This is a genomic window from Chitinophaga sp. SYP-B3965 (assembly GCF_009647655.1).
In the GTDB taxonomy this organism is placed as follows: Bacteria; Bacteroidota; Bacteroidia; order Chitinophagales; family Chitinophagaceae; genus Chitinophaga.
In genome coordinates, this window is sequence record NZ_WJFD01000001.1 from 1,231,807 (window position 1) to 1,255,232 (window position 23,426).

General features: G+C 48.4%; 6 protein-coding genes. 2 read left to right on the plus strand and 4 right to left on the minus strand.

Annotated features, from left to right (window positions below; translation table 11 throughout):
- Positions 1-24: 24 nt before the first annotated feature.
- Positions 25-19,656 (minus strand): gliding motility-associated C-terminal domain-containing protein, encoded by a 19,632-nt coding sequence (locus tag GFS24_RS04795; RefSeq protein ID WP_153658423.1) that lies wholly within the window; start codon positions 19,654-19,656, stop codon positions 25-27.
- 456 nt (positions 19,657-20,112) lie between these two features.
- Between GFS24_RS04795 and rpmI the strand changes: the two genes are divergently transcribed.
- Both rpmI and rplT read left to right on the plus strand, forming a co-directional pair.
- Positions 20,113-20,310, plus strand: coding sequence for a 50S ribosomal protein L35 (rpmI, locus tag GFS24_RS04800; protein ID WP_153658424.1), 198 nt, complete (start codon positions 20,113-20,115; stop codon positions 20,308-20,310).
- A 38-nt stretch (positions 20,311-20,348) separates the two neighbouring features.
- Positions 20,349-20,693 carry a 50S ribosomal protein L20 gene (rplT, locus tag GFS24_RS04805; protein ID WP_153658425.1) on the plus strand — a complete coding sequence of 115 codons (345 nt, stop codon included), beginning with the start codon at positions 20,349-20,351 and terminating at the stop codon, positions 20,691-20,693.
- A gap of 156 nt (positions 20,694-20,849) precedes the next feature.
- On the opposite strand, the gene ispE is transcribed toward rplT, so the two are convergent.
- The 3 genes from ispE to GFS24_RS04820 form a co-directional block, all read right to left on the minus strand.
- On the minus strand, positions 20,850-21,659 hold the full coding sequence (ispE, locus tag GFS24_RS04810) for a 4-(cytidine 5'-diphospho)-2-C-methyl-D-erythritol kinase (RefSeq protein ID WP_371729831.1): 810 nt from the start codon (positions 21,657-21,659) through the stop codon (positions 20,850-20,852).
- Between the two features lie 6 nt (positions 21,660-21,665).
- On the minus strand, positions 21,666-22,268 hold the full coding sequence (locus GFS24_RS04815; protein ID WP_153658426.1) for a bifunctional nuclease family protein: 603 nt from the start codon (positions 22,266-22,268) through the stop codon (positions 21,666-21,668).
- A 171-nt stretch (positions 22,269-22,439) separates the two neighbouring features.
- Positions 22,440-23,411, minus strand: a complete 972-nt coding sequence (locus GFS24_RS04820) for an electron transfer flavoprotein subunit alpha/FixB family protein (protein ID WP_153658427.1) — start codon at positions 23,409-23,411, stop codon at positions 22,440-22,442.
- Positions 23,412-23,426 lie beyond the last annotated feature (15 nt).

Consider the following 23,426-nt stretch of genomic DNA (forward strand, 5'->3'; position numbering starts at 1 on the left):
TGTGAAAGAACGATATACTTTGTTTTATCTGATGACTGTTACATCTCCTTTGATCACGAATGCTGGTCCGTTCCGTACTTTCTTGTAGCTGAGCCACCATACGAAGGTGCTTACATCTACATTCCGTCCTTTGTAGGTACCATCCCATCCAAGATGCATATCCTTACTGATGAACACCATTTCACCCCAACGGTTGAAGATGCGCAATTCGTAGTCATACATCGGTCCTCTGATAACCGGACGGAACACATCGTTATTTCCATCTCCATTCGGTGAGAATACATTCGGGAAGTCCGGACGACTATCACACTCTTTCATATCGATGGTGATCACATCTGTATTGCTTCCGCAATCATTGTAAGCCGTTACGCTGTAAGTGCCAGGCTGCGTGATCTCAATGGAACTGGTGGTTGCACCGGTGCTCCATCTGTACGAGGTAGCATTCTTCGCGTTAGATTTCAACTGGTAGCGGATGCCTCTGCATATAGTGGTATCATTACCCAGGTTCACTGTTGGCGCGCCTGCTATGATAACGTTGATGCTATCTGTTTTGTAGCGGTCGCAATGCCTGTCCAGTACACCGATAATGTATTTACCACCTTGTGTGATAGATTTCACCGGATTCAGATCTCCATCGTTCCAGCGGTAAGAAGCAGCATCCGGGTTGCGGGCATCGATGAGGATACTTCCGCCTGGACACATGATCCTATCCGGACCGAGGTCGAACTTCATATCAGGGCGTTCGCTCACTTTCACAAATTCTTTCACCACACAATTATCTCTGTATACTGATACGGAGTAGTTGCCCGCTCTGTTCACCATGATAGAGTTACCCAGTTCTCCGTTACCCCACTGGATACGACCGGCATTTGTAGTTACGGTCAGCATCACTGTTTGGCCAGGGCAGATAGTTGTATCTCTGCTGAGTGAGATATCCGGCGGCGGATTCACTGTTACATTGATGGTATCTATCGTGATACAGCCATTCTTCATCACTCTCACCCAGAAGCGTTCCTGTGTGCTTACATTGATCGCTGGTGTTGTTGCACCAGTGCTCCAGAGGTAAGACGCGCCGGTTACGTTTGCGTCCAGTTTCACGTTCTGACCCCGGCAGATGGTAGTATCAGGCAGATTCACCAGCGGCATTGGTATTACACCCACCTTGATCGAATCTGTAGTTACACACATACCGTTGCTTACGGTTACTTTATAAGTACCTGGATTCACTACCCTGATACGTTGTGTGGTTTCACCTGTAGACCATTTGATGGTGTATCCGAAGTTAGCAGGGCCTGCATCCAGTACCATACCGTTGCTACCGCATATGCTGGTATCGTTACCCAGGTTCACCACCGGCATTTGCATGTAAGTGATGTTGTAGGTCATGGTATCTGAAGCGCAACCTGTAACACCGTCCCGAACAATGAAGGATGCTGTGGTAGCGCCATTCAGGTTGAAGCGGTTGTTGGTAGAGATCAGCGGAACCTGTACAGCGTTGGCTGGTGTTACACCTACCAGTACATATACTGGTTTGTTCACGTTACCTCTTGTTCTGAGGGTGATGAACGGATTGCTTGAGCAATTCACCACAACGTCAGCTTCCAGTTCTGGTTTCGGACAAGGCCTTACGATGATCCGTTGAGTAACGTCCTGCGCTGCGTTGCCACATGCGTCAGATACGCTCCATCTTCTGATGATGGTGTAGCCGTTGCACAGATCCTTCACATATGGATCGATGGTGTATTTCACCTTTTTCGGGAACGTACCGTCGCAATTGTCGGTAGCATTCAGCTCGATCATATTTGTCGGAACCGGTGCACCGCACATGATGGTAATATCTGCAGGCGGTGCTGCTATTACCGGGCTTGTAGTATCTACCACTGTTACAACCTGGGTGATCACTGATGTGTTGCCACATTCGTCTTTCGCTGTCCAGGTGTTGATCAGGCGGTAGTTCTTACATGCGCCCGGAATATCCTGTCTTGTTTGTTTATGGGTGATGATCACACCGCCAGGGCGACTGCAATTATCGGATGCAGTAACGATCTGCGGATTTGGTATAGACTCACAGCTAACCGTGGTATCTCTTGGCGTTGGTGCGTTGAATACCGGTCTTGTTGTATCTATTACCGTGATCACTTGTCTTACGATGGCTTTATTACCACACTCATCTGTTGCTGTCCACATGCGGTCCAGTCTGTAGTTGTACACGCAGGTAGAAGACAGTTGTGTTTTAACGAAGCTGTACACCACTGTTACGTTATTGATCATTGAGCAATTGTCCGTAGCTGTTAATACTGGTGCGGCAGGTACTTCGTGGCAATTCACCGTCATATTGGTTGGTGGAACCATGTTGAACACTGGTGCAGTTTTATCCTGTACCGTTACTACCTGTCTTACTATTCTGCTATTACCACATTCGTCTGTAGCTGTCCATGTGCGGATCAGGCGATAGTTGTTCGCGCAGGCGCCAGGGATCGTTTCTCTCACTTCATTCTTCACGATGGTGATAGTGTTCATGGCAGAACAGTTATCAGTAGCTGTGAGGTCTGGTTGAGCAGGGATCGCATTACACTCTACTGTTATATCAGCAGGTGGGGTAGTAGTGAATACTGGTTTAGTAGTATCCTGTACAGTGATCACCTGTTGAACAGTCCTGCTGTTGCCACATTCGTCCATTGCTGTCCAGGTGCGGATCAGGCGGTAGTTATTCGCGCATGCACCAGGGATGTTCTCTCTGCGTTCTGCTCTTGTTACCGTTACTGCACTGGCAGGGCTGCAATTATCCATGGCTGTCAGGTTCGGTTGAACCGGTATGGCGTTACATTCTACCGTTGCGTCGGCAGGAGTGGACATCGTAAAGGCCGGAGCGGTACGATCTGTTACCGTCAGTGTTTGCTGAACAGTTCTGCTGTTACCACACTCGTCAGTTGCCGTCCAGGTGCGGATCAGGAGATAGTTGTTCACACATGCGCCGGGGATTGCTTCGCGGCGTTCATTCTTCACAACCGTTACCAGGTTGGATGGTGTGCAGTTGTCTGTTACGCTCAGGTTCGGTTGAGCCGGTATTGCGCTACATTCTACTGTTGCATCCGCCGGAATGGATACGGTAAATGTTGGCCTTGTAGTATCCTGTACCGTGATCACCTGTGTAGCGGTGGCCCTGTTGCCACATTCGTCAGTTGCCGTCCAGGTGCGGATCAGGCGGTAGTTGTTCACACATGCACCAGGGATGTCTTCACGACGCTGGTCTCTTACCACGGTGATCCTGTTGGTTGGCGTGCAATTATCCGTAGCGGTCAGGCTTGGCTGTGCCGGGATATTGTTGCAATCCACCGTCATATCTGCTGGTATTGCAATGGTAAAGCCTGGTGCGGTATTATCTACTACCGTGAGCGTTTGTTGCACCGTGGTGCTGTTGCCACACTCATCAGTAGCCGTCCAGGTACGGATCAGGCGGTAGTTGCTTGCGCACATAGCACCCGGGATCTGTTCCATACGTTCTGATCTTACCACAGTTATAGTACCGGTGCTGCAATTATCTGTAGCTGTGAGTACAGGTTGAGCCGGGATGTTGTTACATTCTACTGTTGCATCAGCAGGCGTTGGCATGTTGAATACCGGTTTAGTGGTATCCTGTACCGTGATCGTCTGCGTAGCAGTAGCTCTGTTGCCACATTCGTCAGTAGCCGTCCAGATACGGATCAGTTGGTAGTTGTTTGCACAGTTACCGTTGATGCGTTGTTCTGTTTTGGTAACCGTTACGTTGTTAGCGGCTGAGCAATTATCCGTGGCCGTGAGATCCGGTTGTGTCGGGATAACGTTGCAATCTACAGTGATGTTAGCTGGTACCGGCATGGTGAATACAGGTCTGGTTGTATCTACCACCGTTACTACCTGCATAACCGTTGTATAGTTGCCACATTCGTCAGTAGCCGTCCAGGTGCGGAGCAACCTGTAGTTATTGACGCAAGCGCCAGGGATCGTGATATTTTGTTCGTTAAATGTGATAGTTACAGTTGCACTGCACTTGTCGTTCGCTGTTAATACCGGAGGTACTGGTATCCTGTCACAGTTCACAGTAGTGTCTGCAGGGATTGCACTGGTGAATACTGGTTTGGTACGATCCATCACCGTCAATGTCTGGGTGATCGTTGTATCGTTACCACATTCATCCGTTGCGGTCCAGGTGCGGATCAACTGGTAGTTGTTTGTACAGCTGCCGTTGATGCGTGTTTCAGCCATTGTAACCGTTACGTTAGCCGCAGCAGAACAATTATCTGTTGCTGTGAGGGCCGGTTGAGCCGGAACCATGTCACATTCTACCGTGGCATTAGCAGGAGCGGAGGTAGTGAATACCGGTGCTGTAGTATCCTGAACCGTGATGGTCTGAGATACGATGCTGCTGTTACCACATTCATCCATTGCCGTCCAGGTGCGCACCAGTTGGTAATTGTTCACGCAGGCGCCAGGGATGTTTACACGGTTTTCTGTGTAGTTCACTGTAACACCGGTGGCAGTGCTGCAATTATCAGTGGCAGTCATTACCGGAGCAGTCGGGATAGCATTACATTCTACTGTTACGTCTGCCGGAACAGGGCTGGTGAATGTTGGGCGGGTTGTATCCACCACTGTAATGGTTTGTGTAACCGTTACAGAATTTCTGCATTCATCCAGGGCCGTCCAGGTACGGATCAGGAAGTAATTATTTACACAAGCGCCAGGGATCGGTTGTCTGATCTCATTTTTCAGCACTGTGATATTTGCTGACGGGCTGCAATTATCTGTTACGCTCAGATCTGCCTGAGTTGGGATAGCATGGCAGCTTACTGTGGTGTCAGCCGGAACAGGCAGGGTGAATACCGGTTTGGTAGTATCTACCACGGTGATCATTTGTCTGTAAATGGTGTCGTTGCCACAAGCATCTGTTGCCGTCCAGGTGCGGATCAGTTGGTAATTGTTTGCACAGTTACCATTCGTGCGTGTTTCAGCTTTCGTTACTGTTACTGCGCCTGCGCAATTATCGGTAGCGGTGAGGTCTGCGAATACAGGTACCTCAGAGCAGCTCACTGTAGTGTCTGCAGGTGCTACGATATCAAATACAGGGTTCGTAGTATCTCTTACGGTTACCACTTGTGTGTAAGTGGTGTCGTTGCCGCAAACATCAACAGCCATCCAGGTGCGGATCAGTTGGTAGCTATTTGCACAGCTGCCGTTGATACGTGTTTCACCTGTGGTTATTGTTACTATGCCACCGCAATTATCTGTACCGGTGAGGGCTACCTGTGCCGGAACAGCATCGCAATTTACGGTAGTGTCTGCCGGTGCGTTCGGGATCATTGGTTTAGTAGTGTCTTGTACGGTCACTACCTGTCTGTAGATCGAATCGTTACCGCAAGCATCCGTAGCAGTCCAGGTGCGGATCAGCTGGTAGTTGTTTATACAGCTGCCATTGATACGTGTTTCAGCCATGGTCACTGTTACAGTGCCGGAGCAATTATCTGTAGCCGCCAGGGTAACCTGAGCAGGAACTACATCACAATTCACGGTAGTATCCGCAGGAACTGTCGGGAATATTGGTTTAGTGGTATCCTGAACTGTTACTACTTGTGTGTAAGTGGTGTCGTTGCCACAAGCATCCGTAGCCGTCCAGGTGCGGGTCAGGATATAGTTGTTGTCACAGGTGCCGTTTGTGCGTGTTTCAGCTTTGGTCACTGTTACTGTGGCAGAGCAATTATCAGTACCCACCAGGTCTGGCTGAGCCGGAACTGCATCGCAATTCACGGTAGTATCCGCAGGAATGATGAGGATCGTTGGATGCGTAGTGTCTTGTACAGTCACTATTTGTCTGTAGGTCGAATCGTTACCGCAGGCGTCAGTAGCCGTCCAGGTACGGGTCAGGATGTAGCTGTTGTCACAGGTACCGTTCTGACGGGTTTCAGATTTAGTTACAGTTACAGGGCCGTTGCAATTATCAGTAGCTACCAGGTCTATCATAGCTGGCACTGCGTCACAATTCACAGTCGTGTCAGCAGGAACTACGAGGATAACAGGAGCGGAGGTGTCCTGAACATGGATCACTTGCGTGATGGTAGTGTCATTGCCACACTCGTCTACGGCGGTCCATGTGCGTGTCAGGATGTAGCTGTTAGCGCAGGATCCGTCTGTGCGTACTTCATTCCTGGTTACGGTGATATTGCCTGTTGCAGAGCAATTGTCTGTAGCGTTGATAACTGGTTGTGTTGGAACAGCATCACAATTCACGGTGGTGTCTGCCGGAGCTACTGCATCAAATATTGGTGCTGTAGTATCTCTGACATTGATCACTTGTGTGATAGTAGTGTCGTTTCCACACTCGTCTATAGCGGTCCATGTACGGGTGAGGATGTAAGTGTTGGCACAAGCACCGTTGGTACGCACCTCATTCATTGTTACCGTGATGTTGCCTGTTGCAGAGCAATTGTCTGTGGCATTGATCGTCGGTTGAGTTGGAACAGCATCACAATTCACGGTGGTGTCTGCAGGAGCCACTGCATCGAATATTGGAGCAGTAGTGTCTCTTACATTGATCACCTGGGTGATAGTGGTGTCGTTACCACATTCGTCTATAGCGGTCCATGTACGGGTGAGAGTGTAAGTATTGGCACAAGTACCGTTGGTACGTACTTCGTTCATTGTTACCGTGATGTTTCCTACTACAGAGCAATTGTCTGTAACATTGATCGTCGGTTGTGCTGGAACGGCATCACAATTCACGGTGGTGTCTGCAGGAGCAATCGTAGTGAATGCAGGAGCAGTTGTGTCTCTTACATTGATCACCTGGGTGATAGTAGTGTCGTTTCCACACTCGTCTACAGCGGTCCAGGTACGTGTCAGAATGTAAGTGTTAGGACAGGTTCCGTTTGTACGCACCTCGTTCATTGTTACTGAGATGTTGCCTGTTGCAGAGCAATTGTCTGTAGCGGCGATCGTCGGTTGTGTTGGAACGGCGTCACAATTCACAGTGGTGTCTGCCGGAGCAATTGTAGTGAATGCCGGAGCAGTAGTATCCTGAACATGGATCACTTGTGTGATAGTGGTATCGTTTCCGCACTCGTCTACGGCTGTCCACGTACGGGTGAGAGTGTAAGTGTTGGCACAAGCACCGTTTGTACGCACCTCGTTCATTGTTACCGTGATGTTGCCTGTTGCAGAGCAATTGTCTGTAGCGGCGATCGTCGGTTGTGTTGGAACGGCATCGCAGTTCACGGTAGTGTCTGCCGGAGCAATCGCAGTGAATGCAGGAGCAGTTGTATCTCTTACATTGATCACCTGGGTGATAGTAGTGTCGTTTCCACACTCGTCTACAGCGGTCCAGGTACGGGTGAGGGTGTAAGTGTTGGCACATGTACCATTTGTACGCACCTCGTTCATGGTTACCGTGATATTGCCTGTTGCAGAGCAATTATCTGTAACGGCGATCGTCGGTTGTGTTGGAACAGCATCACAATTCACGGTGGTGTCTGCCGGAACCACTGCAGCAAATATTGGAGCAGTTGTGTCTCTTACATTGATCACCTGGGTGATAGTGGTATCATTACCGCACTCGTCTACGGCTGTCCATGTACGGGTGAGGATGTAAGTATTGGCACAAGTACCGTTGGTACGAACCTCGTTCATTGTTACCGTGATGTTTCCTACTACAGAGCAATTGTCTGTAGCGGCGATCGTTGCTTGCGTTGGAACGCTGTTACAATCTACAGTGGTATCCGCCGGAGCAATCGCAGTGAATGCCGGAGCAGTAGTATCCTGAACATGGATCACCTGAGTGATGGTGGTATCATTACCGCATTCGTCTGTAGCGGTCCATGTACGGGTGAGGATGTAAGTATTGGCACAAGTACCGTTGGTACGAACCTCGTTCATTGTTACCGTGATGTTGCCTGTTGCAGAGCAATTGTCTGTGGCGTTGATCGTCGGTTGTGTTGGAACGGCATCGCAATTCACGGTGGTGTCTGCCGGAGCTACTGCAGCAAATATTGGAGCAGTTGTATCTCTTACATTGATCACTTGTGTGATAGTGGTGTCGTTTCCGCACTCATCTGTAGCTGTCCAGGTGCGTGTCAGGATGTAACTGTTTGCACAAGCACCGTTGGTACGAACCTCATTCATTGTTACCGTGATATTGCCTGTTGCAGAGCAATTGTCAGTAGCGTTGATCGTCGGTTGTGTTGGAACAGCATCACAATTCACGGTGGTGTCAGCAGGAGCCACTGCATCGAATATTGGAGCAGTTGTATCTCTTACATTGATCACCTGGGTGATAGTGGTATCATTACCGCACTCGTCTGTAGCAGTCCATGTGCGTGTCAGGGTGTAAGTATTGGCACAAGCGCCGTTGGTACGAACCTCGTTCATTGTTACCGAGATGTTGCCTGTTGCAGAGCAATTGTCTGTGGCGCTGATCGTCGGTTGTGTTGGAACGCTGTTGCAATCTACGGTGGTGTCTGCCGGTGCAACCAGGTCGAATCTTGGAGCAACGGTATCCTGAACATTGATCACTTGTGTGATAGTGGTATCATTACCGCACTCATCTCTTACTAACCAGGTACGTGTGAGGGTGTAGCTGTTAGTGCAGGCACCATTGGTACGGGTTTCATTTTTGATCACCGTAATGTTTGGTACAGTAGAGCAGTTGTCGGTAGCAGTGATGTCTTCCTGAACCGGTACAGCATCGCAATCCACTGTTATAGCAGCCGGAATAATGGTTGTAACCACCGGTGCGGTAGTATCCTGAACATTGATCACTTGTGTGATCGTTGTATCATTACCACATTCGTCTCTTACTAACCAGGTGCGTGTCAGGGTGTAGCTGTTAGCGCATGCACCATTCGTACGAACTTCTGATTTAGTAATACTGATGTTTGGAACAGTAGAACAGTTGTCAGTAGCAGTGATGTCCTCCTGAACCGGTACGGCATCACAATCCACTGTTCTGGCAGCTGGTATGATGGTTGTAACTACTGGCGCAGTAGTATCCTGAACATGGATCACCTGGGTGATAGTGGTATCATTACCACATTCGTCTACAGCTGTCCATGTGCGGGTGAGGGTGTAAGTATTAGCACAAGTGCCGTTGGTACGAACCTCGTTCATGGTCACCGTAACGTTCGGTGTCGTAGAACAGTTGTCCGTAGCGGCGATTGTTGCCTGCGTTGGAACGCTGCTGCAATCTACAGTGGTATCTGCCGGAGCAATTACAGCGAATACTGGCGCAGTAGTATCCTGAACAGTGATCACCTGGGTGAGGGTGGTGTCATTACCACATTCATCCCTGGCTGTCCATGTGCGGGTCAGGGTGTAAGTATTTGGACAAGCGCCGTTTGTACGCACCTCGTTCATGGTCACCGCGATATTCGGTGTGGTAGAACAATTATCCGTAGCAGTAATTGTCGGTTGTGTTGGAACGGCATCACAATTTACGGTAGTGTCTGCCGGAGCTACTGCATCAAATATTGGTGCTGTTGTGTCTCTAACATTGATCACTTGTGTGATAGTGGTGTCGTTTCCGCACTCGTCTACGGCTGTCCATGTGCGGGTGAGGGTGTAAGTATTGGCACATGCACCGTTGGTACGAACCTCGTTCATTGTTACCGTGATGTTGCCTGTTGCAGAGCAATTGTCTGTAGCGGTGATCGTCGGTTGTGTTGGAACGGCATCGCAGTTCACGATGGTGTCTGCAGGAGCAATCGTAGTGAATGCAGGAGCAGTTGTATCTCTTACATTGATCACCTGGGTGATAGTGGTATCATTACCGCACTCGTCTGTAGCAGTCCAGGTGCGTGTCAGGATGTAAGTGTTAGGGCAGGTTCCGTTGGTGCGTACTTCATTCCTTGTTACCGTGATGTTTCCTACTACAGAGCAATTGTCTGTAGCGTTGATCGTCGGTTGCGTTGGAACGGCATCGCAGTTCACGGTGGTGTCTGCCGGAGCCACTGCATCAAATATTGGTGCTGTTGTGTCTCTAACATTGATCACCTGGGTGATAGTGGTATCATTACCGCACTCGTCTCTAGCAGTCCAGGTGCGTGTCAGGGTGTAAGTGTTGGCACAAGCTCCATTTGTACGAACCTCGTTCATTGTTACCGAGATGTTGCCTGTTGCAGAGCAATTGTCTGTAGCGGCGATCGTCGGTTGTGTTGGAACGCTGTTGCAATCTACGGTGGTGTCTGCCGGTGCTACCAGGTCGAATCTTGGAGCAACGGTATCCTGAACATTGATCACTTGTGTGATAGTGGTATCATTACCGCACTCATCTCTTACTAACCAGGTACGTGTGAGTATGTAGCTGTTAGTGCAGGCACCATTGGTACGGGTTTCATTTTTGATCACCGTAATGTTTGGTATGGCAGAGCAGTTGTCAGTAGCAGTGATGTCTTCCTGAACCGGTACATCATCACAATCCACTGTTCTGGCAGCTGGGATGATGGTTGTAACCACAGGAGCCGTAGTATCCTGAACATGGATCACCTGGGTGATAGTGGTATCATTGCCACATTCGTCTACAGCGGTCCATGTACGGGTGAGGGTGTAAGTATTAGCACAAGCACCGTTGGTACGAACCTCGTTCATGGTCACCGTAACATTCGGTGTCGTAGAACAGTTGTCCGTAGCGGCGATTGTAACTTGCGTTGGAACGCTGTTGCAATCTACAGTGGTATCTGCCGGTGCAATTACAGCGAATACCGGCGCAGTAGTATCCTGAACAGTGATCACCTGGGTGATGGTGGTATCGTTACCACACTCATCTGTTGCAGTCCATGTGCGGGTGAGCGTATAGGTATTTGGACAAGCGCCGTTGGTGCGGACTTCGTTCCTTGTTACCGCGATATTACCTACTACAGAGCAATTGTCCGTAGCGTTGATAACTGGTTGAGCTGGAACGGCATCGCAATTCACGGTGGTGTCTGCTGGTGCTACTGCATCGAATATTGGAGCAGTCGTATCACGAACATTGATCACCTGGGTGATAGTGGTATCATTACCACATTCATCCCTGGCTGTCCATGTACGGGTGAGGATATAAGTATTGGCACATGCGCCGTTGGTGCGAGTCTCGCTCATGGTCACCGAGATGTTACCTACTGCAGAACAATTGTCTGTAGCAGTGATCGTCGGTTGAGTTGGAACAGCGTCACAATTCACGGTGGTGTCTGCGGGAGCTACCACATCAAATATTGGAGCGGTAGTATCGCGGACATTGATCACCTGGGTGATAGTGGTATCATTACCACATTCATCCCTGGCGGTCCATGTGCGGGTAAGTGTGTAAGTGTTAGCACAAGCACCGTTGGTACGCACCTCGTTCATTGTCACCGCAACATTCGGTGTAGTAGAACAATTGTCTGTAGCAGCAATCGTCACTTGTGTTGGAATGCTGTTACAATCCACGGTAGTATCAGCAGGCGCAATCGCTGCAAATACCGGAGCAGTCGTATCCTGAACGTGAATCACCTGGGTGATGGTGGTATCATTACCACATTCATCCCTGGCAGTCCATGTGCGGGTGAGGGTATAAGTATTGGCACAGGCACCGTTGGTACGAACCTCGTTCATGGTCACCGCGATATTCGGTGTAGTAGAACAATTGTCCGTAGCAGTGATTGTTGCTTGCGTTGGAACGCTGTTACAATTTACCGTAGTGTCAGCAGGAGCAAGGCCAGAGAATACCGGAGCAGTCGTATCCTGAACGTGAATCACCTGGGTGATGGTGGTATCATTACCACATTCATCTCTTACTAACCAGGTGCGAGTCAGGGTGTAGCTGTTAGTGCAGGCACCATTGGTACGAACTTCTGATTTAGTAATGCTGATGTTTGGAACGGCAGAGCAATTGTCAGTAGCAGTGATGTCTTCCTGAACCGGTACATCATCACAATCCACTGTTCTGGCAGCTGGAATAATCGTTGTTACAACAGGAGCAGTGGTGTCCTGAACATGAATTACCTGGGTAAGGGTGGTATCATTACCACACTCGTCTACGGCTCTCCATGTACGGGTGAGGGTATAGGTATTAGCACAAGTACCATTTGTACGCACCTCGTTCATTGTTACTGCAATGTTACCTACTGCAGAACAATTGTCTGTAGCAGCAATCGTTGCCTGCGTTGGAACGCTGTTACAATTTACAGTAGTATCAGCAGGCACAATCGCTGAGAATACAGGAGCGGTAGTGTCCTGAACATGGATCACCTGGGTAAGGGTGGTGTCATTACCACACTCGTCTACGGCTCTCCATGTACGGGTGAGGGTATAAGTATTGGCGCAAGTACCGTTGGTACGCACCTCGTTCATTGTTACTGCAATGTTACCTACTGCAGAACAATTGTCAGTAGCGGCGATCGTCACTTGTGTTGGAACGCTGTTACAATTTACCGTCGTATCAGCAGGCACGATAGCTGCGAATACAGGAGCGGTAGTATCCTGAACGTGGATCACCTGGGTAAGGGTGGTGTCATTACCACACTCGTCTACGGCTCTCCATGTACGGGTGAGGGTATAAGTGTTGGCACAAGTACCGTTGGTACGCACCTCATTCATTGTCACTGCGATGTTACCTACTGCAGAGCAATTGTCCGTAGCGGCGATCGTCACTTGTGTTGGAACGCTGTTGCAATTTACAGTAGTGTCAGCAGGCACAATCGCTGCGAATACCGGAGCGGTAGTATCCTGAACATGGATCACTTGTGTGATGGTGGTGTCATTACCACATTCATCCCTGGCGGTCCATGTACGTGTAAGGGTATAAGTATTAGCACAAACACCGTTTGTACGAACCTCATTCATGGTCACCGCGATATTCGGTGTGGTAGAACAATTGTCCGTAGCAGTGATCGTTGCTTGCGTCGGAACGCTGTTACAATTTACAGTGGTGTCAGCAGGCGCAATCGCTGCGAATACAGGAGCGGTAGTATCCTGAACATGAATTACCTGGGTAATGGTGGTATCATTACCACATTCATCCCTGGCAGTCCATGTACGTGTAAGGGTATAAGTATTAGCACAAGCACCGTTTGTACGAACCTCGTTCATAGTCACCGCAATATTCGGTGTAGTAGAACAATTGTCCGTAGCAGTGATCGTTGCTTGTGTTGGAACACTGTTACAATTTACGGTAGTGTCAGCAGGAGCAAGGCCGGAGAATACCGGAGCGGTAGTGTCCTGAACATTGATCACTTGCGTGATGGTCGTATCATTACCGCACTCGTCTCTTACCAACCAGGTACGTGTCAGGGTGTAACTGTTAGTGCAGGTACCATTGGTACGGGTTTCAGTTTTGATCACCGTAATGTTTGGTATGGTAGAGCAGTTGTCAGTAGCCGTGATATCTTCCTGAACCGGTACATCATCACAATCCACTGTTCTGGCAGCTGGGATGATGGTTGTAACCACCGGAGCAGTAGTGTCTTGAACGTTGATCACCTGTGTGATCGTAGTATCATTACCACATTCATCTCTTACCAACCAGGTACGTGTCAGGGTGTAGGTGTTAGCACATGCACCATTCGTACGAACTTCTGATTTAGTGATACTGATGTTTGGAACGGTAGAGCAATTATCGATAGCAGTAACGTCTTCCTGAACAGGTACAGCATCACAATCCACTGTCCTGGCAGCTGGAATAACCGTTGTTACAACCGGAGCAGTAGTATCCTGAACATGAATTACCTGGGTAAGGGTAGTGTCATTACCACACTCGTCTACGGCTCTCCATGTGCGTGTAAGAGTATAAGTATTGGCACAAGTACCATTTGTACGCACCTCGTTCATTGTCACTGCGATGTTACCTACTGTAGAACAATTGTCGGTAGCGGCGATCGTCACTTGTGTCGGAACGCTGTTACAATTTACGGTCGTATCAGCAGGCACGATAGCTGCAAATACCGGAGCGGTAGTATCCTGAACATGAATTACCTGGGTGATGGTGGTATCATTACCACATTCGTCCCTGGCGGTCCATGTACGGGTGAGCGTATAAGTATTAGCACAAGTACCATTCGTACGCACCTCGTTCATTGTCACCGCGATGTTCGGTGTAGTAGAACAATTGTCCGTAGCAGCGATCGTTGCTTGTGTTGGAACGCTGTTACAATTTACCGTAGTATCAGCGGGTGCAATAGCTGCGAATACCGGAGCGGTAGTATCCTGAACATGAATCACTTGTGTGATAGTGGTATCATTACCACATTCATCCCTGGCGGTCCATGTACGTGTAAGGGTATAAGTATTAGCACAAGCACCGTTGGTACGCACTTCGTTCATGGTCACCGCAATATTCGGTGTGGTAGAACAATTGTCCGTAGCAGTGATCGTTGCTTGCGTTGGAACGCTGTTACAATTTACGGTGGTGTCTGCCGGAGCTACTGCTGCAAATACCGGAGCGGTAGTATCCTGAACATGGATCACTTGTGTGATGGTGGTGTCGTTGCCACATTCATCCCTGGCTGTCCATGTACGTGTAAGGGTATAAGTGTTGGCACAAGCACCGTTTGTACGAACCTCGTTCATAGTCACCGCAATATTCGGTGTAGTAGAACAATTGTCCGTAGCAGTGATCGTTGCTTGTGTTGGAACACTGTTACAATTTACGGTAGTGTCAGCAGGAGCAAGGCCGGAGAATACCGGAGCGGTAGTGTCCTGAACATTGATCACTTGCGTGATGGTCGTATCATTACCACATTCGTCTCTTACTAACCAGGTACGTGTCAGGATGTAGCTGTTAGTGCAGGCACCATTGGTACGGGTTTCATTTTTGATCACCGTAATGTTTGGTACGGTAGAGCAGTTGTCGGTAGCAGTGATATCTTCCTGAACCGGTACATCATCACAATCCACTGTTCTGGCGGCTGGGATGATGGTTGTAACCACCGGTGCAGTAGTATCCTGAACATTGATCACTTGTGTAATAGTGGTATCATTACCACATTCGTCTCTTACTAACCAGGTGCGTGTCAGGGTGTAGCTGTTAGCGCAGGCACCATTCGTACGAACTTCTGATTTAGTGATACTGATATTCGGAACGGTAGAGCAATTATCGATAGCAGTAACGTCTTCCTGAACAGGTACAGCATCACAATTTACCGTTCTGGCAGCTGGAATAACCGTGGTTACAACAGGAGCAGTGGTATCCTGAACCGTCATAACCTGCGTGATAGTAGTATCATTACCGCACTCATCTCTTACCAACCAGGTACGTGTCAGGGTGTAGCTGTTAGCGCAGGCACCATTAGTACGAACTTCTGATCTGGTGATAGTGATATTCGGAACGGTAGAGCAATTATCGGTAGCTGTGATAGTTTCCTGAACAGGTACTGCATCACAATTTACTGTTCTGGTAGCTGGAATAACCGTGGTTACAACAGGAGCAGTGGTATCCTGAACCGTCATCACCTGCGTGATAGTAGTATCATTACCACACTCATCTCTTACTAACCATGTACGTGTGAGGGTGTAGCTGTTAGCGCAGGCACCATTGGTACGAACTTCTGATCTGGTGATAGTGATATTCGGAACGGTAGAGCAATTATCGGTAGCTGTAATGGTTTCCTGAACAGGTACAGCATCACAATTTACCGTTCTGGTAGCTGGAATAACCGTTGTTACAACAGGAGCAGTGGTATCTCTCACAGTAACAATCTGCGTAACGATCGTTTCATTACCGCAGGCATCCCTGGCAGTCCATCTGCGTGTGAGTGTGTAGCTGTTGGCACATGCACCATTGGTACGTGTTTCTGATTTTGTTACCGCTACATTATTATCACAATTATCAGTAGCTGTAAGATCTGGTTGAACAGGAACAGCGTCACAATTTACAGTGGTATCATTTGGTATACCGGCAATCAGCGGTACTGTTGTATCGGTGATCGTGATGGCCTGAGAAGTGGTTACCGTATGCATACAAGCGTCTGTAGCAGTCCAGGTGCGGGTAATTCTGAATCCGCAGGCAAGGGCCGTTGTAACGTCGTTATACGTAACAGTAATAGAAAGACCATCAGGGTGACTGAATACAGGTACGCCGAATAATGCGGTATAATCAGTACCAATAAGGCACTCTCTGCCAATAGCAGCTGGTGTTGAAACTACTACCGGAGGATTGGTTGCTATACGGATCTGTACCACATTGCTGGTGGAAGCACAAGCACCTGAGTTTACTATCCTTCTATACCATGTTGTTTGTGATATTACAGGCGGCTGGAAGATGCTTCCTGTAGCACTTGGAACAGGGGAGAAGGGACCAGTAGCGCTTGTAGTGCTGAATTCCCACTGATAAGTATATGTTCCGGTACCACCAGTTGGTACTCCTGTTCCTGTAAGTTGGGCAGGTTGACTGGCAGCACAGATCAGTTGATTTTGTGAGATCACATTATCAATGATCGGATTCAGGTTAGTGAGTATTACATTATCCGGAGTGGAGGTACAGGTACCGTTTGTTACAGTCCAGGTTAATGTAGCGGTTTGTCCGGCAGGTACTATTGCCACTGCATTGCGGTTATTGATCCCGCCTGTGAGTGTAACACCTGCAGGTACTGTCCATGTACCAAGACCAACACTTGGTGCTGTTGCAGCCAGGTTGAAAGTGGGATTGTTACAATGTTCCTGGTCAGGACCTGCGTTTGCAGCGGCAGGCATCATATCTACATTCACCGTGGCAGAAGCACAGGTAGTGTTACCGCAAGGCATTGCGCCTTCTGCTCTTACATAATAAGTAGTAGCAGCTGTTGGTGAAACAGTGATAGTGGTGCCCGATCCTATTGAAACACCGGTTCCGCATCCACCCTGGTACCAAACCCATTGCGCACCGGAGCCTAATGTACCATTAGCTGTAAGTGTGGCGGAAGTACCGGCACAAATAACTGGCGCAGAAACGGTAATGGTAGGTACTGTAGATGGTGTTTCGATCCTTACTGTGAAGTAGGTATATCCATTACAATTCGGAGGTGTTGTTTTCCTTGCTGTTAAGCGGAAGGTATAAGTGCCTGCTGGTGTATTGGCCGGAATAGCGGTGTTTATACTACCAGTAGTTCCTGAAATAGAACCGGTTTTTGTTACGAATCCAGGCATTGGATTCGCGCCAAATGCTTCTATTATATAGCTGGTTGGACTGTTCACCGCTGCCCATGGTAATATAAACCTGTTGGTATTGGCGCAACTGTTTATATCAACACCGGTTACATTGAGTATCGGTGGTGCCGTATAGGTAAGCGTTGTTTGCCTGGTTGCAGGTGTACAAACAGAGGAAGGATTGGTCCTGGATACTCTCCATTCTACCCTTACTGTTTGTGCTCCGCCGGTTACGGTGGCTATGGCAGTGGGGCTGTTTGGATCGTCAAATGTAGCTGTACCCGTTATTAACACCCATACTCCCTGCATGCCTGCTCCCGGAACATTACCGGAAAGCTGGAAGTCAGGAGCACACTGTGTAAACGGCCCTGTTACCGTAGCAGTAGGAGCAGTTTCACTGGTCACCGTAAGTTCTTCATAACTGCTGCAATCCGGTCTGGCAACTGCAGAAACTGTCCATCTTACAGTGATAGCCTGATCCAGCGGAACATTGGTCAGCTGGGCGCCGGTTGCAAGTGTTGGGTTGGTGATCGTAGCACCGTAAGTAGCTCCTACGATGGTCCACAACCCGGTATAACCAGCGGTGAGTGCGTCTGCCTTCAGCTGTATGGCTGTAACGCCGCAATAGAATTGCGGCATATTGATATTAGCTATGGCAGTAGCTACACCGGTAATATTAATCGTATCACGCACCGAACATTCTCCGTTCCTCACCAGTAACCTGTACTGATTTGTGACCGTAGCTATGCCAGTACCTGGAGTTGGGGCGGGGAAGGTTATTGTTTGGCTTGTTTGCCCACCTGGCGTCCAGGTAATAGGGAAAGCGGTATTAGCCGCTCCCGCATCGAGCGTAACAGGTGTGCCTGCGCAAAGGATCTGGTCCGGGCCAAGGCCTATAACAGGCGGCTGATCCACCGTAATAGTGATACTGGCATCTTTATAGCAGAAACGGGGCGTGCCATTTGCATAGCGCCCGTAGTTAATACCACCTCTAACATCATAAACACTCGTCACTATCGGATCCACCATTACGGAATCCTTTGGTGCAGGAAGAGTTGGCCAGGTTAAGATCCTGGGTCCGACAAACGTAAAGTTCTGATACCCTGTGACGCTCGGTGTTTCCAGAGGGCTGGCCCTCAGGATGGTAGTATCCCCCCGGCAAATGGCCGGTCTCGTTGCGTTGATAGTGGGTAGTGAGGGTACTGTTAGCAGTACCCGGTTGGAAGGGGTGTAACACCCCGCATCATTTACGTTCCCCGCTTCAAATACCATTAGCCGGTATTCGATGACGTCTAATTCCTGCAAAGTACCTGCCGGGATATTCAGTACCGGCGTATTGAAGTTTGCATATGGAGCGCCAACGGTTACCCATCCGGCGTTATTTTTATTCATTTCCCAACGGTAAATTGGGTTGGCAAAATAGTTGGATGGCTCGATCACGGAAGTGAGGGTCAATTCGGCCCCAGGACATACCATGTCTTCAGACACGCCTAATCCATCTATATAAGAATATATTTTAGGTGCACAAAAAACGAATTCAATATCATCCACCGCAATGTCGTTACCGCAACCGCCGGGGTTGTTGTTCATGATCTCCACGATCACGTTCTGCTGGCCTGGTGCCAGTGTAAGCGTACCACCAAATTTCTGCCAGCCTGTTAAATGCTGATCTCCCGGCAAATTGCGGGAGAGGTCCATCGATACATCATTAGTATTAAACTGCCTGATGATAGCATTATTGGAGGCATTCCGCACAACGAAAGTAACACCTGCGTAACGGTAATCTTCCCGTTGACAGGTGTTGCTTAATACGGTCAGAGAGTTCAGGTTAATGAACCATGCCGAGAAGTTATATTTTGCTCCCGGGCAAAGTCCGTTTATCGTTCTTCTGTAGAATAGTTTAGGATTATCAGATGAGTTTGCGATGAGCATCCCGCCATATCCGTTATCTGTATGGTCGCCTACATTATCCCATTCCGGGCGGCCACCTGTACGTGAATTATAGTGAATGCTGTAAAAGTCATCTGCAAGGTCTGCCGAAGGTGCATAAGTATAACCTACAGTAGCCGGGGGGTCCACAGCTCTCCGTGGAGCGCCGGCGTAGAACTGGCCAAAGGTCTCTTTGAAGTTGGTTGCAGGAGTGAAAGTTCCTTCACATTCATCCATGGAACAATCAAATACTTCAAATGACTGGCTGCGGGTCCTGTTCCTTACTTGCCCGCCTCCACTTGTATAATAAATAGTGACGGTGATATTATATATCCCGACCTTATCTGTTATAAAAGTAGCGGATTGCCCGGTAGTGCTGATATACTTAAATAGCGGGTGAGCACCCATTGCTCTGCTATGTGTATAAGTAGCCGGCGTGGCTCCGGGAGGGTCAATGGTCCACCGTACGCTATCTACGGCCCTTAAATCGTCGATGAACGCATGCATGGAAGCATATGCGTTCAGGCAGACTTTCTTAGGAGCCGTTAGTCTTCCTTCCTGGGCATATATATTAGATATAGCACCGGAGGAGAGTATGGTTAATAATAGGAGTAGAAATCTTCTCATTGTTTCTGACAATTAGGTGAGTCATAGGTCTGTTAGGCACAGCAAAAGGGCTCTATTTCCGTATTAGCGGAAATGCCTTCATATGAAAAATTGATGGAAACAATGAGTAGCCCTTGATCTGGTACTCTTTTTCGTAGGTGTAAATAATCGGTTTCATAGGCTTTCGGATAATTCGGTCAAAAGGTTTCAATAACTAGGTATGGTCAAATTCAAAATAATCTGAAATTAAAATTAATGATAATATAGGAGAAACAAAAATACGTATTTCTCCCCGAACGGTAAAAAAGAGCTAATTTGATGTTTATAAAGTATGGGCTGTTTGAAAGTCAACAAATTAATCGAGTGGAAAAAATGTTAACTTTTTTTTGTGCAGCCAGGGGAAAAATGATTTTTTTTATGACGATTGTGACATTTATCAAATAATTAGCTACCTTTGCAGACCAAATTTGATGTATAATGCCAAAAGTAAAGACTCATAGCCGTGCGAAGAAGACGTTTACGGTGACCGGCAGCGGAGCGATCAAACGTCCGAAGGCTTTCAAAAGTCACTTGTTGACTAAGAAGTCTAACAAAAGAAAGCGTTCACTGAGAGGCAGCAGCCTGGTTTCTGATGCGAATATTAACCTGGTAAAGCGTATGCTCGTTCTTCGCTAAACGTATTAATTTATTAAACAAGTTTTAAAAAGCATAACATGCCTCGTTCAGTAAACGCAGTTGCGTCCAGAGCCAGAAGAAAGAAGATCTTAAAGCAAGCCAAAGGCTTCTACGGAAAACGTAAAAACGTTTATACCGTAGCTAAGAACGTTCTGGAGAAAGGCTTAACCTATTCTTATGTAGGTCGCAAACTGAAGAAAAGAAATTACCGTCAACTGTGGATCGCCCGTATTAACGCTGCGGCCAGAGCGGAAGGATTGACTTACTCAGCTTTCATCCATAAATTGTCAGAAAAACAAATCGGTCTGAACAGAAAAGTTCTTGCTGATCTGGCTATGAATGAGCCTGAAACTTTCAAGAGCCTCATCGCTTCTGTTAAATAAGACATATCTCATTTCCGATATATAGCCGGTTTCTTTATTGAGACCGGCTATTTTTGTTTGCCGGGGTGAAGAAGTGGTAGAATGGCACGGGGTAAGATAAACAGGCTTATTTAAATTACTACCTAACTACCGGATAATCCTTTGAAGATCACCTTCTTACTTCATTTCAAAGACTCTGCATCCAACTTCCCATCCTGTTTCTGGTAATTTCCCTTTTGGAAAGATCCCGATCACTGCAGAGCCGCTTCCGCTCATAGAGGCATAAACCGCGCCATTCTTATACATCTTCTCTTTAATGTTTCCAATAGCAGGGTAAGCTGCAAACACAGGCGCTTCAAAATCGTTCGTTAAATTGGGCTTCCAGCTGCTGACATCCTGCCAGTCAATATCCCTTAAGGCAATGGCAGGGCGCCCGGGTATGATCTGACCGAATGCCCAACCGGTATTCACATGGATGCCGGGGTGGACGAGGAGGAAGGAGTATGCACTCAGGTCAAGGTCCAGGGGTTCCATGATCTCACCTCTGCCGGAGGCAAAACAGGCTGTATTCCGGATAAAGAAGGGGCAATCACTGCCCAACATGGCGGCATAGGCTTCCAGTTTTTCCACGGAAATGCCCAGGTTGTATTTGGAATTGAGTAATCTTAAGGTAAAAGCGCCATCTGCAGAACCGCCTCCCAGGCCTGCGCCTATGGGGATCTGCTTGTGGAGGTGCATGTGTATGGCAGGTAGTTGCGGGAAATCTGCTTTTAATAAGTGCCAGGCCCTTTTGCAAAGGTTATCCTCTGTATCTCCCGGAATGTCCAGCCCGCTGCTGGAAAAGATATTTTCTTCGGCGGTAATGATCTCCAGGCCGTCCTGTAAGAGGAGCGGGTAGAATACGGTTTCCAGGTCGTGAAAACCATCCGCCCGTTTCTGCAGAATGTGTAAACCCAGGTTGATCTTGCAATTGGGGAAAAGGATCACGCGTGTTTATTTACTTTTTCGGCTATTGATCTCATCACGGATGGCGATGGCACGGATATAATCTTCCTGTTCCAGCACTTCCTGCAACAGGGTGTTCAGCTCTTCCAGGTTCAGTACTTTAAGGTCGTCTTCAGCGCCTTTTTCGTGTTCTGAGATGGTAGGGCTTCCGGCGGCTTTGGTTGTTTTCTTGCCGGCAGGATCGTCCAGGAGGATCCCTGCGCTGTTCAGGATGTTCTCGTATGTATAAATGGGGCATCCGAACCGTACTGCCAGTGCCAGGGCATCTGATGTACGGGAATCTATTTCGATGGTATCATCGTTGTTAGAGCAAATTAATTTAGAGTAGAAAATGCCCTCCTGCAAATTGCTGATCACCACTTCATGCAACTCAACACTAAATGCATTCATGAAATTCTTCATGAGATCGTGTGTGAGCGGCCTGCTAGGCTGCATTTTTTCCAGCGCTACTGCTATGGCCTGAGCTTCAAACCCTCCTATGACTATGGGTAACCGTCTCAATCCATTCACTTCTCCCAACACCACGGCATATGAATGAGTTTGCGTAATACTGTGCGACAAAGCAACTATTTCCAATTCTATTTTTCTCATACTGTCAATACGCGTTAGCGCTCACGTTTAATCGTGTAAGACGTGAAGTTAGAAAAATATTCGATATCTAAAAAGCGGAAGCCGCCAGCTATTAGCATCCGGGCGGATTTTGCGGCGATAAAGCGGCAAGATCCAGCCGAAAGTCAATAGCAGACGGCTATCACGATATTATCAGATACCTTTATATTTCTTCACAGCTTCTGTCAATTTAGGCACTACCTCAAAGGCATCGCCTACTATACCATAATCTGCAGCCTTAAAGAAGGGCGCTTCCGGGTCTTTATTGATCACTACGATCACTTTACTGCCATTTACACCTGCGAGGTGCTGAATAGCCCCGGAGATGCCAATAGCTATGTATAAATTAGGTCTTACGGTGAAACCGGTCTGCCCCACGTGTTCATGGTGCGGGCGCCAGTCTGCATCTGCTACGGGGCGGCTGCAGGCAGTGGCAGCTCCCAGCGCATGCGCAAGGTCTTCCAGGATACCCCAGTTTTCCGGGCCTTTCAGGCCACGGCCGCCGCTTACTACTATTTCTGCTTCTGTGAGGGGCACTTCGCCGCTGATGGTTTCTACTTTAATTGGTTTTACCCGGAAGTCTGCATCCGTGAGGGCAGGGGCGAAGGCTTCTACTGAAGCGGAGCCGCCTGTTGGCGCCAGGGAGAAGGTATTGGGCAGTACGGAAACGATCTTCTTTTCTGATGTGATATTAACGTTGGCAAAAGCTTTCCCGGAGAAAACGTTCTTCTTTACCACAAAGCCGTTAGCGGTATCGGGCAGGGAAATAGCGCCGGCCACCAGGCCTGCTTTCAGTCGGGATGACAATTGCGGCGCAATAGCACGGCCGGAGAAGTTGTGGGAGAAAACAACCACAGCAGCATTTTCTTTTGCCACGGCTTCTGCGAGGATCTTTGTGGCAGTACCTGCTTCCAGTTCATTCAGACGTGCGTCTGACACGTGCAGTACTTTTTGTGCACCGTACTGGCCCAGGGAAGCCAGTTCATCTGCACTTACTTCTCCTGCTACCAGTACGGTAGCGGATGTTCCCAGTTGCGCGGCCACTTTGGCGCCATACTGCACTGCTTCCAATGCAGACTTCTTTATTTTTCCCTGAAATTGATCGGCAAATATTAAAACAGACATGCGATTAAGTTTAGA